The following is a 13,317-nucleotide window of genomic DNA, read 5'->3' as shown; positions in this document are numbered from 1 at the left end:
CCTTATTGCTTCGCGGCGGCCGGGACAGTGCCCTCGCTGCCGGCGACGGCAGCGATATCGGGCTCCGGCGACCACGGTTCGGGCTTCACCTTGGCGCCCGGCGCAGTTTTCTGGAAACCTTCGGCAACCACACGGTCACCATCCTTCAGCCCCTCCGAAATCACCCAGCGATCACCGATGGAGCGTCCGACGCTCACGCGCCGCTGTTCGACCGTGTCTTCGGCATTCACGACTAGCACGCTGGCTTGTCCGCCCGCATCCCGCTGTACCGCCTGCTGCGGCACGGCAAAGGCCGCCTTCTGGATACCCTGCTGGATCTGGACGCGAACATACATGCCCGGCAAAAGATCGCCGTTCGGGTTGGGGAATTCGCCGCGCAACGTCACCTGGCCGGTGGTTTCATCCACCGCTGCCTCGGAGAACAGCAGGCGGCCAGACACCGGATAACGGCTGCCATCATCAAACAGCAGGTTGACTTCGGCCTCGTTCTTGCCGGTCATCAGCTGGCCGTCTTGCAGCGCCTTGCGCAGGCGAATGAGATCGGCGGCCGGCTGGGTAAAATCGGCATAGATCGGATCGAGCTGCTGGATCGTCGCCAGGCTTTCAGAACCGGTCGCGCTGACCAGCGCGCCTTCGGTGATGCGCGCCCGGCCGATGACGCCGCTGATCGGCGCCTTCACATCGGCATATTGCAGATTGAGCCTTGCTTCCGCAACGCCGGCCTCCGCCACCGCCACTTCGGCATCGGCTTGCGCCAGCAAAGCGACGGCATTGTCGAATTCCTGCTGAGAGCCGACATTGGAGCGGCGCAGCTGCTGCTGACGGTCAGCCGTCTGCCGCGCCTGCAGTTGCGCGGCCTGCGCCCGGCGCAGCGTGCCTTCGGCGCTATCGACGCGCACCTGGAAGGGTGCGGGATCGATCCGGTAGAGCACGTCGCCTTCCTTCACCAGCGAGCCCTGCTCGAACACCCGCTCGACGATGATGCCGGAAACGCGCGGACGTACTTCGGCAAGCCGCGTCGGCGCGATGCGTCCCGGCAATTCGTTGGTGATGGGCAGTTCCTCCGGCTTCACGGTCACGACCTTGACCGCACCGGGCGGCGGGGCGGCGGGCGCGGACGCCTGCTCGTCGCTACACCCGACCAGGACGATGCCTGTCAACAACACCGCTACGATCTGCCCAAATCTCTTCGCCATACTGCGCTCCGAATCCATAAAATAGGTCACATTTACATACATACTAATACGTATGTAAAATTTCGGCAATAGAATTGCTGCAGTGCAAAAGTGCTCTCACGCGCTTGTGAAGACCTTTGAGGCGGCTTGGAAACGAGATTTGCATTGCAGAAAATGAGGAGAAGCGAGTGGCGCATGGCGGCACGGAACCTGCGCGTGGTTACACTCCCACAACGTCTGACGAAAATAGCGCAAACGGGAGGGCGGCGACCCTTTCCGCCCTTAGGACAGACGTTTCAGCGAGTTCGGCTCCGGCTGCGGGCCGCCCTTCGTCGTGTCGTTATTGTCGGCGGCTCTGTTGCGCAATGCCGCATAATAGGCGTTCTTCTGCTCGTACATATTCATGTCGGCCCGGCGCACCAGCGATTCCATCGTCTCGCCGGCCTCGCTGGTCGCCACACCCAGCGAGAGGCTTAGCGGCGCGCTGGAATAGAACTGGTTGTTGATCTTCAGCAGTTCGTAGACGGTTTCCACCATGGCGGCGGCGACCTGCTTGTCGGCGCCGGGGAGAAGGATGGCGAATTCGTCACCGCCGATGCGCGCGGCATGGTTCGGCGCAGTCACCACACCGTTCAGCACCTCGCCCACCCGCCGCAGCAACGCGTCGCCGGCATCGTGGCCGAGCTTGTCATTGGCATCCTTCAGGCCGTTGAGATCGATGACGATGGCGGAAACCGGCCTGAGCGCGCTGCGCTCCAGCCGGTTCAGCTCGTCCGAATAGAAAGCGCGGTTGTGCAGCTTGGTCAGCACATCGTGCTTGCCGAGATACTCGAGGTAGGCTTCCGCCTTCTTGCGCGCGGTAATATCCGTCAGCGCCACCTGCACCAGCGACCAGTCGTGCTCATGGCCCGGAAAAACGGAAAAATGCAGGAGAACGTGCCGCTCCGAGCCATCAAGCGCATAATTCACCACCTCGCGATGGTGGGTGAGATTGCCGTTCCAAAGCTCCATCAGCTGTTCCCGGAACGGCTTTTCCATCTCGCCACGGAAAATATCGCCTAGCCGCTGCAACAGGACCTGCCGGTCCGGCGCGCAGAACAGGTCAAGCGTCGCGCGGTTGACGTCGATGACGCGGATTTCGCTCATGCATTGCCGCACGAATTCGGGATGCACATCCATGAACACGCGGAAATCGACGATGCCGCGGTCCCTGACCTCCTCGATCAATCGCCGCACCCGGCTGAAATCTTCCACCCACAGGGAAACGGGTGAGTGTTTGAACATACCTTCGGCATAACGACGGTTGAGAAGCTCCTTGCGGCGTGCTTCCTCCCGCTCCGTCACATCCTCGGTGGTCAAAAGCAGCCGCCCGAGTGTTTCTTCGTGGCCGGGAATGACCGCGCCGCGCAGCTGAATATCCAGTCGCTTGCCGCCGATTGAATAATTGACCGCGTTGCTGGTGAACTCCGTCTTGCCCGCCCAGAGTTCGGAAAGCTCGTTCACATGGCTTTCCAGCATGTCGTCACGAAAAATCCGGTGCAGATTGTCAACGAGATGCGCCTGATCACGGGCCTCGAACAGCTCCAGCGTCCTGGGGTTGACCTTAATCACACGGATTTTCTGCGAACAGGCCGCTACCCTTGATAAATCTTCGAGAAGAAACGCCCTGACATCCTCCACGCCCTGAGACCGCCAGATATCGAACTGGCTTTTCACCTCGCTGAAATCTTCTATCCACATCGCCACGGGCGCAAGATTGAAGATGCTGGTATCGGTCGTCTCACTCATGCGGGCATTCTTCTTGAGGTAAATGCGGATGAAGGCCGAAAGGGTGCGGGGCAGCAATGGCCGCCCGCATCTCCGGATTTATTAGGGATATTCGATTTAACGCAAGCATTTATCGCGCAAACCGTCAGATTGGGCGATAATTCCTGAGCTTTGTGACTATGATGCCCGTTACCAGAGCTTCACGTGGCGGTTCACATCCTTGTAGAGCAGGTAACGGAACCGGCCCGGTCCACCCGCATAACAGGCCTGCGGGCAATAGGCGCGCAGCCACATGAAGTCACCCGCCTCAACTTCTACCCAGTCCTCGTTCAGCCGGTAGACGGCCTTGCCTTCCAGGACATAAAGACCATGTTCCATCACATGGGTTTCCATGAAGGGAATGGTCGCGCCCGGCTCGAAGGTAACGATGTTGAGATGCATATCATAGCGCACATCTTCCGGATCGATGAAACGGGTCGTTGCCCATTTGCCTTCCGTGTCAGGCATGGCCGACAGGGCGATCTCGTCTTCATGCGAAAAGATCGCCGGCGGAAGCTCCAGCCCGTCAACCGCCTGAAACGCCTTGCGGACCCAATGGAACTTGACCGGCGCCTTGCCCGAATTGCGAAGCCGCCAGCGGGAACCGGCAGGCAGGAAGGCGAATGAGCCCTCCCGCAGCGCGTGCTGCACGCCCTCGAATTCCACGGTCATTTCGCCGTCAACGACGAAGATCGCGGCTTCAGCCCGCGCGTCCGGTTCCGGCCGCTCACTACCGCCGCCCGGCTGCACCTCGACGATATATTGCGCGAAGGTTTCGGAAAAACCCGTCATCGGCCGGGCGATGATCCACGCGCGAGTGCCGGTCCAGTGCGGCAGAACGCTTGTTACGATATCGGACATGACGGTTTTGGGAATGACCGCATAGGCGGTCTTGAACACCGCCTTGCTCGACAGAAGTTCCGTCTGTCCCGGCAGACCACCCATATCCGAATAATATCTCTTCATTTCAGCCATTCCATTCAGCAACGCATTCGGCGCGGATTCTTAAGGCCGCGCCGGCGTTTAATCAAATAGTTATTGGCAAACAGAGATCGGTCCGAAGGACATCACACCTTCTTCCGCATTGTCGCGTAGACGATATTGTGGTTCTCACCGAAAAACACCTCCGCCTCGATGCTCGCAGGATCGGCGCTGGCATTGACGATTCGCCACATATCCGCCTTGGAGCGCAACAGCAGCGCCCAGTTCATGAAGGTTTCCATGTAACCGTCGACGACGATGTCTTCCGAGAAATTGGCGAAGAGGAACATGCCGCCGGGTTTCAGCATCTCCATGCAGCGCCGCGTGAGTTTGATCGCCACGCGGTCGTTCAGATAATCGTAAAGACCGGCCGCATAGATCAGGTCGAAAGTGCCTAGTTCCTGCGTGCGCAGCACGATATCACGCACGGAACCATCGATCGCCTCAATGCAGCTGCCGTTGAAATCACGGGCGACGGAACCGACGCTCAAGGGATCCTGATCGAGCGCCACCCAGCGCTTGATCCGGCCCTCTTTCAGCGCCACGGAGGCATCCGCCTCGCGCAGATGGCCGGAAGCGATGGTGAGGATTTCCGTCTCATCGCCATGCCGGGCTGCGGCCTCGTCAACGAACCGCGTCAGCAAATCGCGCCGCTCGCGCACGGCGACCGAGGAACTGGCGTCCTTCGTGTAGTCGTAAAGGGCCGCACCGAGCGGCGTGGCCTTTTTCACCAGTTCCGCAACGCTGTCGTGGCCATAAATGAAATCCAGCAACTGCGCGTCGCCCGAATAGCCACGCGGCTTTTCGAAGGACCAACGCGTGAACGGGTCTTCCAGAAAACGGTGCGAAACGGGGTGATTCTGTACCAGCGGTATCAGTTCAGCCCACACGCTGGAGTGGAGCTTATCACGCAGGAGATGAAGTGCACCTGCTATTCTATGTATTATCTCACGTGCTGAAACACGATTGTCGAATTGCTGTTGTGCCAATTCGAGAATGAGCGCCACCTCTGCTTTCGCAACTGCGAACTGCTCATCGAATGTTTCCGTTCTGCGCGCAAAAATCTCCTTTGCGACAGTATCCGGGGTGATCAGACTTGCCCCGTCAAGATTTTTTTTCTTTACCCGCACCACTTCAGCCTCCAGTATTAACACATTGTTAACTATACGTTTCTGGGAGGCGGATGGCCACTCGCTTTCGATTTTTGAGCGGTGTAGGGATACATTAGTAAATTAGCGTATTTTTTTGGTCACACTCGTGAGGACGGGAGAAAGCAGATACGCGATTTAGTGAAACTTAATGTTGCGAACGTATAATGCGTTCTTCCTTTCCATGTTCTCCGCACGCATCGGCAGAGATCGACGGGAACCCGCAACGGGTGCGGAAGCACACGGAAAAGTGGAATAAGCAGTTACTTAATAAAGTATACGCAACACTATGGGAAAGTGCATGAAGCACACATTGGGAGAGGTGAGTGGACAGCAAGACTATCGGCGGCCGGACTCCCGGTTTTCTGATAAACTTCTTGCCCTTTACCAGCAGGAAGGTGAACGCAGCCGCCGTGGTTCGATCCGCCGGGGCCTGTGGACCGCTGTTTTAATCTATCTGCTATTTGCCGCAACCGACATCATTCTCATACCCGACGTTGCGTCCTATACCATTCTTGCACGCTTCGCCGTCGTCCTGTCATCCCTGCTGACGCTGGAAATCCAGCTGCGCAAGGGTGCAAGTACTGCCGCGCTCGATCTCACCTGCGCCACGGCTCTCGTCATGGGATATATCGGTTGGCTGCTCCCTTCGCTGTTGACCGACAATACTGAAAACATGTCCTATTACATGGTTTTCGGGGCGATATTCATGATGGGCGCCAATCTGTTTTTCACCTTCCGCTTCCATCTGTCACTGGTGTCTTCAGGTATTATTCTCGTCTCCTATTTTGTGGCGGCTATGCAGTTTCCCGAAGATGGCTTCTACAAGATCGCCTTCGGCACCTTCTACATTTCCTGCTTCGTCTTCACCTCTTACGTGAACTGGAACCTGAACCGGGAACGCTACCATGTGTTCGTCAACGCACTGGAGGCGAAGGCCCAGCAAAAGGCGGCGGACGAGCGTGGCCAGGCGCTGTTGCGGCTTTCCAATACCGATTCCCTGACGGGCCTGCAGAACCGCCGCGCCATCGACCACCATCTGCGCCTTCTGTGGGAAAATTGGATCAGGAAGGAAGAAGGCTTTGCCGTTTTCCTCATCGACGTCGACTTCTTCAAGAAATACAACGACCGTTACGGCCATCAGGAAGGCGACAAGTGCCTGGTGACGGTGGGCAACGCCCTGCAGGATGCGATCACCGAACACGGCGCTTCCATCGGCCGCTATGGCGGCGAAGAATTCATCGTGCTGGCGCCGTTCAAGACCAGGCAGCAGGTGGGTGAGCTTGCCGAGACGATCCGCCACACAGTTGAAAGTCTGTCGCTCCCGCATGACCAGCGCCGCGATGGCACCTTCATCGTCACCGTCAGCATCGGTGCGTCGTTCACCCGTCCCAATCCGGACGGCAAATTGGAAAAGATTATCAATGAAGCCGACCGCGCGCTCTATATAGCCAAGGGCAATGGCCGCAACTGCATGAAGCTGTTCGATCCGAACGATCCGCAGACCAGCGACGAGACCGAGAATATTGCCGCTCTGCTGAAAATCGCCGTCGCGGAAAATCTCGTTTCCCTCGTCTATCAGCCTATTCTCAACGTTTCGACCAACGAGACGGCAGGGGTAGAGGCGCTGATGCGGCTCCGCCTGCTGGATGGCACTCCCGTCGCGCCTGGCGTCTTCATTCCGATTGCCGAACGTACCGGCACGATCATGGAACTTGGCCTGTGGACCATCAAGACGGTTTGCAAACAGATACTGGCCGATGACACGGTGGCCGTCGTCAGCGTCAACGTCTCGCCGATGCAATTGAAGAATCCCGGATTCGCAACCTCGGTGGCCGCCATTCTCGTGGAGGCCGGCATTGCCGGCAACAGGCTCGCCTTCGAAATCACCGAAGGCGTCGACATGGAAATGCACTCAGACGTGCTACGGTGTCTGAACGACCTGAAAACGCTTGGTATCAATATCTGGCTTGATGATTTCGGGACCGGTTTTGCCGGGCTCTCCTGGCTGCGCATGACGGATTTCGATACCGTCAAGATCGACCGCTCCTTCCTGCACGACAGCAAGGCCCCGCGCGGACGCGCGATGCTGCAGGACATGATCCGCCTTATCCGCAATCGCGGCCACAAGATCCTGATCGAAGGCGTGGAGACCGAGGAACAGCTGAGGCTCGTGCGGCAGATGGAGATCGACTACGCGCAGGGTTATTATATTGGGCGTCCGGTCGGGGCCGAGAGGCTGAGCGCGGCGGCGGCGCCCTATCCGCGCCCCAACATGCTGCTGCGCCCCGCCTGATCCAGCGATGTCAGCGCAGACTGCCCTCATGTACTGGCCGCTTTAATGATAGGCGGGCAGGCTGAGCAAGAATTTTTCCGCAAGTTCTGAAAAGGCCGCCCGTGTGACGGGATCGACAGGGGCGCCTTCCCTCTCCCGCCTTGCCGCCACCGCCCACTCCCGGTCACCCGGCGCCATGACCTTGCAGTCTTCCCGCACAGGGGATCCGCGCAGGACCTCGAGATAACGTTTCATGCCCTCGTCGAACACGTCGCGCTCCAGGAAGGCCTCCGGCTTCAGTGCCAGAACAAAGGCTCCGAGCCCGCGCGGCGTTGAAAAATCCGGCCCGCCCATGGGAGCGAGATCGAAACTGAGCTTCATGCCGGAGAGAACAGCACTGAAAATCTCGACCATTCCTGCAAGCGCCGCGCCTTTGAACCCGAACTCACCGCCTACAGGGGCAAGCATCTCGGCCGCATTGGGATCGCGCGTATCGACGCCGTCGCCATCCGAAGCGACGCCTTGCGGCAATTGCTGGCCGAGGCTACGGTAAAGCAGAACGCGGTTATAGGGCACGGCACTCGTCGCCATATCCAGCAGCCAGGGCATGCCGTCCGCTGCCGGCACACCAATGGCAATGGGGTTGGTGCCGTGGAAACGCATTGCGCCATCATGCAGGCGCACGAAACTGTCGGAATTGCAAAAGGTGAGGCCGATATAACCCTGCCGCGCCGCTTCCAGCGCATAAGCGCCGGCGGGGCCGAAATGCGATGAGTTACGGATCGCCACCGCGCCAATGCCGAATTTTTCCGCGAGCGCCATGGCGCTGTCCATCGCCGCATAGGTGGCGCGGGCGCCATGGGCATGGTCGGCGTCGATCGTCTCCACCGCACCGAAGCCCGAAACGCGGCGGATCTGCGGCCGCCGATTGAGACGTCCACCTTCGAGCGCGGTAATATAATGGGCGAGCAGGCGGACGCCGTGGCTGTCCACACCGAGCCTTGTGCCGTGCATCATGGCGCGCGTCGCCGCATCGGCCGTTTCCTCATCGGTGCCGGCGGCCAGGAAAACGGCGCGGCAAAACCGCTCCAGCTCATCCAGCCTCGCCAGGACGTTGGCTTTTTCATTGCTGTGCGCCATAAGGGAATCCTCCCAATTCCAGAATCCATGCCGCACAAGCTATTCACGGGGCGCGTTTTTGCAATCGAATATCGCGCGCCCGAAGGCTCAATCAGTCTTCCGCTCCCGTGGCATCGTAAGAAGAGCGTTCGCCGGCGATGATCGCGCGTTTGCCGACATGATTGGCAGGCCCGACAATGCCTTCCTGTTCCATGCGCTCGACCAGCGAAGCTGCGCGATTATAGCCCACGGACAGGCGGCGCTGGATATAGGATGTGGAGCATTTCTTGTCGCGCATCACCACCTTGACAGCCTTCTCGTAGAGATCGTCGCTATCGTCCTCACCCATGGCGGTCTTGTCGAAAACAGCGGCTTCCTCTTCCACATCTTCGTCGGTCTCGTCGGCGTCTTCCGTAACGGTGCCTAGATATTCCGGACGTCCCTGCGTCTTCAGATGCGCGACCACCTTTTCCACTTCCTCATCCGAAACGAAGGGGCCGTGGACACGGGCGATGCGGCCGCCACCCATCATGTGCAGCATGTCGCCCTGGCCGAGCAGATGCTCTGCGCCCTGTTCGCCAAGGATGGTGCGGCTGTCGATCTTCGAGGTTACCTGGAAGGAGATGCGGGTCGGGAAGTTGGCCTTGATCGTGCCTGTAATGACATCGACCGACGGGCGCTGCGTTGCCATGATGAGATGGATGCCGGCGGCGCGCGCCATCTGCGCCAGGCGCTGGATCGCCCCTTCGATTTCCTTGCCCGCGACCATCATCAGGTCAGCCATTTCATCGACGATGACGACGATGTAAGGCATGGCCGTGAGGTCCATTTCCTCCTGCTCGTAGACCGCTTCGCCGGTGGCGCGATCAAACCCGGTCTGCACGTTGCAGAATACCGTCTCGCCCTTGGCGCGGGCGGCAGCGGCCCTTGCATTGTAACCGTCGATATTGCGCACGCCGAGACGTGACATCTTGCGATACCGGTCTTCCATCTCACGCACGGCCCATTTCAGGGCCATCACCGCCTTTTTCGGATCGGTGACCACAGGCGTCAGCAGATGCGGAATGCCGTCATAAACCGAGAGCTCGAGCATCTTGGGATCGACCATGATCAGGCGGCACTCTTCCGGCTTCAGGCGATAGAGCAGTGAAAGGATCATGGTGTTGATGGCGACCGACTTGCCCGAACCGGTGGTGCCCGCGACCAGAAGGTGCGGCATCTTCGCCAGTTCGGCGATGACAGGTTCGCCGCCGATGGTCTTGCCGAGGCAAAGTGCGAGCTTCTGGCGGGTCTCGGCGTAGTCGGTCGCTTCGATCAATTCGCGCAGATAAACCGTCTCACGCACCGGGTTCGGCAATTCGATGCCGATGACATTGCGGCCGGGTACGACGGCGACACGCGCGGAAAGCGCCGACATGGAGCGGGCGATATCGTCCGAGAGGCCGATGACGCGCGAGGACTTGACGCCGGGCGCGGGCTCGAATTCGTACAGCGTGACGACCGGGCCTGGACGAACATCGATGATCTCGCCCTTGATGCCGAAATCCTCCAGCACGCTTTCGAGAAGACCGGCGCTCTGCTCCAGCGCTTCCGGCGTCATGGTCGTGGTCTGCTGGACACGGGCTTCCTGCAGAAGATCGATGGAGGGATATTCATATTCGCCTTCGGCAAAGACAGGCGCGTCGCGGAACATCGGCTGCGAGGCCTGGATGGGTGCGCGCGGCGTAAAGCGCGGCTCTGCCGTAATTCTCTCAACCGGCTGAACCTGCTCCACAGGTTTCGGCGCTTCGACAACCATTGGCGTTTCCGCAACGGCCGGCAGCGCGACTTCCTGTTCAACGACCGGAAGGGCCGCAGGAACGACGGACTGGCGCACGCCGATCTCGCGGTAAAGCCGGATTGCGGAACCACCCGGCACGGTGATGACCGGAGGCACGGACGAAAGTACGGTCGCCGCGGCCGCCGGCGATGCAAGGGCGACCGGCGCGACAACAGCAGGTGCCGTGACCGAATTTGCAAGAACGGCGCGCGCGGACGCGGAGACGCCCTCGCCGGCAGCGCCCGGCAGATCAAGCGTCATCACTTCCCAGAACAGCTCATCAGGCAGATGGGCGGCGAAAGCCGGAATGGCAGCCTGCGGCGCGGTGGTCTGAACTGCATCGATGGCGGGTTCGACGGATGGCGGCTGAACCGGCGAGAATATCTGCTGCGCGGGCGCTTCTGAAGCTAGGGAAACCTCCGCCTGAACCGGCGCCCGGGCAGCGGCAGCCGCCTCTTCCGCCTGCTTGCGGGCAAGCTCCAGCCGCAATTTGTAGGTCAACGCCCTCGCACCCCGGGCCTCCGGCGGCTGCGGCAGGAACGGCATGCGCGGCGGCGGCATGCGCGGCTCCGCCGGCTCTATGACCGGCTGAGAGACAGGAGCAACCTCCTGCTGCACAGCCTGTTGCTGCTCCACCACTTCCGGCTCCGGTGCTTCAGCCGGAGCGACAGCCAGGACTTCCTCCTCCGGAATATTGGGGGTCTCGACCGGCATGCGCCGCGCAAACGCGCTTTCCGGCGTGCGGGTGAAACGGACATTCGGGCCGAGCACGAAAGCATTCTGCCAGCCGGGCATCTCGGCGCGGCCTTCGATGGCGTCGGCTGCGCTGACATCGGCATTCGGCTTGGGTGCCGCGCCGGCCTTCATCGCCGCCGTCTGCTGACCGGCAACCGACTGGCCGCCGGCATGACGAGCCTTCTCGCTCCCCTCCCCTACGCTATTGGACGAATTCTGGAATCTGGATCGGGAGAAGCTCATGGCAGCGTGCACACTCATCATAAACGTACATATTTCGGTCTCCCTGAAATAAAAAATAAAGGTTAATTACCCCTTTCCAAACGGGGTCGATGAGGTAGATTTTCGTTTCGTCCATACGCCGCACGGGGCACATGCCACCGAGGGAACGGCATTCCAACCACTTAATTTTATTAGGCTATATCAAATTTTCAGAGCATTACCGAGGGCAAGACGGCAAGGTGAGAAAAGCGTATTGCCGCCGGAAAGCATATTGTTTCCGCAAAGGTGCGCGCAACGTAAAATCATTGCTGTAAAGCCCGCGAATTAACGTGGACACTGCCGAGGTTGCAGCCTTAAGATCGGCCTGCCGCGGCCCAAGCGGAAAGGCCCGTCCAGCCCTCATTTCCGGAGTGAATCATGTCGCCTGTCCATCTGTCCCGTCGCTCGCTTCTCAAGACCTCGCTTCTTCTTGCCGCAACCACGGGGCTGGCAGGCATTGCCGCTGCGCAGCAGGCGGCGCCCGGCGGAAGGTTGATCGTTGCGGCCGATTCGGAGCCGAAGAACCTCAATCCGGCGATCGTCGCCTCAAACGGCGTGTTTTATATTGCCAGCAAGATCATCGAGCCGCTGGCCGAGGCCTCCTTCAACGGCAAGGACGGCCTGGAACCGCGCCTCGCAACCGAATGGGCGGGATCGGATGACGGGTTAAGCGCCACCTTCAAGCTGCGTGAGGGCGTGACCTGGCATGATGGCAAACCCTTTACCTCCGCGGACGTTGCCTTTTCGGCGCTCTACGTCTGGAAACCATTGCAAAACCTCGGACGGCTGGTCTTTGCCAATCTCGATAAGGTCGACACGCCGGATGAACACACGGCAATCCTCCGCTTCTCCAAGCCAACGCCGTTCCAGCTCATCCGCAACGCGCTGCCGGTCGTTACCAGCGTCGTGCCGAAACATCTTTATGAAGGCACCGATATCGCCAGCAACCCGGCCAATACCAAACCGGTCGGCACCGGGCCTTTCGTCTTTGCCGAATACAAACCCGGCGAATATTATCGCCTGACCCGCAATCCCAATTACTGGGGCAAGGACGAACCACAGCTCGAAGAGATCATCTATCGCGTCTTGCCCGACCGCGCAGGCGCTGCCTCGGCGCTGGAAGCGGAAGAAATACAGCTGGCCGCCTTCTCCGCCGTGCCGCTGGCCGATCTCGACCGCATCTCGAAGGTGCCTGGGATCAAGGTCATCGCCGATGGTTACGAGGCGCTGACCTATCAGCTGGTGGTGGAAATCAACCACCGCCGCAAGGAACTGGCCGACCTCAAGGTCCGGAAGGCCATCGCCCACGCCATCGACAAAAAATTCGTCATAGACAAGGTCTTTCTCGGTTACGCCACGGCATCCACCGGCCCGGTACCGAAGAACGCCCCTGAATTCTACACCGACGATGTCGAGACCTATGATTTCGATGTGGCCAAGGCCAACGCCCTGCTGGACGAGGCGGGTTATGCACGCGGCCCGAACGGAACACGTTTCTCGCTGAAACTTCTGCCGGCGCCTTACTTTAATGAAACCAGGCAGTTCGGCTCCTATCTTCGTCAGGCGTTGCAGGAAATCGGCATCGATGCCGAATTGGTCAACAATGATTCAGCCGCTCACCAGAAGGCCGTTTACACCGATCATGCCTTCGATCTCGCCATCGCGCCGCCGGTCTTCCGCGGCGACCCGGCAATTTCCACCACCATTCTCGTGCGTTCCGGCATTCCGACGGGCGTCGGCTTCTCCAACCAGGGCGGTTACGAGAACAAGACTCTGGACGAACTGATCGACAATGCGGCGATAACGGTCGATACGGCGGTACGCACGGCGCTTTACAAGGATTTCCAGAAGCAGGTCGCCGCCGATCTGCCGCTGATCAACGTTGCCGAATGGGGCTTCATTACCGTGGCGCGCGATACGGTCAAACATGTCGCCAGCAATCCCCGCTGGGCCGTTTCCAACTGGGCGGATACGACGGTCGACGGCTGAGGACGCGCC

The 13,317-nt window shown here is 59.8% G+C and carries 8 protein-coding genes; 2 read left to right on the top strand and 6 right to left on the bottom strand.

Features of this window, described 5'->3' with window-relative positions; translation table 11 throughout:
- Positions 1–2: 2 nt before the first annotated feature.
- The 4 genes from PL599_RS02435 to PL599_RS02420 form a co-directional block, all read right to left on the bottom strand.
- A complete protein-coding gene (locus tag PL599_RS02435) occupies positions 3–1,196 on the bottom strand; it encodes an efflux RND transporter periplasmic adaptor subunit (protein ID WP_416172489.1) in 1,194 nt (397 codons plus the stop codon).
- Between the two features lie 261 nt (positions 1,197–1,457).
- The gene (locus PL599_RS02430; RefSeq protein ID WP_269824106.1) at positions 1,458–2,963 is read right to left on the bottom strand and encodes a sensor domain-containing diguanylate cyclase; all 1,506 of its coding nucleotides are present in this window, start codon (positions 2,961–2,963) and stop codon (positions 1,458–1,460) included.
- A 168-nt stretch (positions 2,964–3,131) separates the two neighbouring features.
- The gene (locus tag PL599_RS02425; RefSeq protein ID WP_137411701.1) at positions 3,132–3,956 is read right to left on the bottom strand and encodes a bifunctional allantoicase/(S)-ureidoglycine aminohydrolase; all 825 of its coding nucleotides are present in this window, start codon (positions 3,954–3,956) and stop codon (positions 3,132–3,134) included.
- Positions 3,957–4,048: 92 nt separating this feature from the next.
- A complete protein-coding gene (locus PL599_RS02420) occupies positions 4,049–5,095 on the bottom strand; it encodes a class I SAM-dependent methyltransferase (protein WP_162520321.1) in 1,047 nt (348 codons plus the stop codon).
- Between the two features lie 316 nt (positions 5,096–5,411).
- On the opposite strand from PL599_RS02420, the gene PL599_RS02415 reads away from it, so the two are divergent.
- Positions 5,412–7,406: a putative bifunctional diguanylate cyclase/phosphodiesterase gene (locus tag PL599_RS02415; RefSeq protein WP_269824107.1), complete on the top strand. Its 1,995-nt coding sequence runs from the start codon at positions 5,412–5,414 to the stop codon at positions 7,404–7,406.
- Between the two features lie 42 nt (positions 7,407–7,448).
- On the opposite strand, the gene PL599_RS02410 is transcribed toward PL599_RS02415, so the two are convergent.
- Positions 7,449–8,525 (bottom strand): Ldh family oxidoreductase, encoded by a 1,077-nt coding sequence (locus tag PL599_RS02410; RefSeq protein WP_269824108.1) that lies wholly within the window; start codon positions 8,523–8,525, stop codon positions 7,449–7,451.
- A 91-nt stretch (positions 8,526–8,616) separates the two neighbouring features.
- On the bottom strand, positions 8,617–11,322 hold the full coding sequence (locus PL599_RS02405; protein ID WP_269824109.1) for a DNA translocase FtsK: 2,706 nt from the start codon (positions 11,320–11,322) through the stop codon (positions 8,617–8,619).
- A gap of 375 nt (positions 11,323–11,697) precedes the next feature.
- Between PL599_RS02405 and PL599_RS02400 the strand changes: the two genes are divergently transcribed.
- Positions 11,698–13,308, top strand: coding sequence for an ABC transporter substrate-binding protein (locus PL599_RS02400; RefSeq protein ID WP_269824110.1), 1,611 nt, complete (start codon positions 11,698–11,700; stop codon positions 13,306–13,308).
- Positions 13,309–13,317: the final 9 nt, after the last annotated feature.

The organism is Agrobacterium sp. ST15.16.055, from assembly GCF_027956555.1.
GTDB classification, from domain to species: domain Bacteria; phylum Pseudomonadota; class Alphaproteobacteria; order Rhizobiales; family Rhizobiaceae; genus Agrobacterium; species Agrobacterium salinitolerans.
Note: the sequence above shows the minus strand (reverse complement) of the source record. Positions and strands in the feature narration are given on the sequence as shown.

Coding starts and splice junctions, on each gene's coding strand:
- PL599_RS02415 (WP_269824107.1), top strand. CDS start 5,412: ATGAAGCACACATTGGGAGAGGTGAGTGGACAGCAAGACTATCGGCGG.
- PL599_RS02410 (WP_269824108.1), bottom strand. CDS start 8,525: ATGGCGCACAGCAATGAAAAAGCCAACGTCCTGGCGAGGCTGGATGAG.
- PL599_RS02430 (WP_269824106.1), bottom strand. CDS start 2,963: ATGAGTGAGACGACCGATACCAGCATCTTCAATCTTGCGCCCGTGGCG.
- PL599_RS02425 (WP_137411701.1), bottom strand. CDS start 3,956: ATGGCTGAAATGAAGAGATATTATTCGGATATGGGTGGTCTGCCGGGA.
- PL599_RS02435 (WP_416172489.1), bottom strand. CDS start 1,196: ATGGCGAAGAGATTTGGGCAGATCGTAGCGGTGTTGTTGACAGGCATC.
- PL599_RS02405 (WP_269824109.1), bottom strand. CDS start 11,322: ATGATGAGTGTGCACGCTGCCATGAGCTTCTCCCGATCCAGATTCCAG.
- PL599_RS02400 (WP_269824110.1), top strand. CDS start 11,698: ATGTCGCCTGTCCATCTGTCCCGTCGCTCGCTTCTCAAGACCTCGCTT.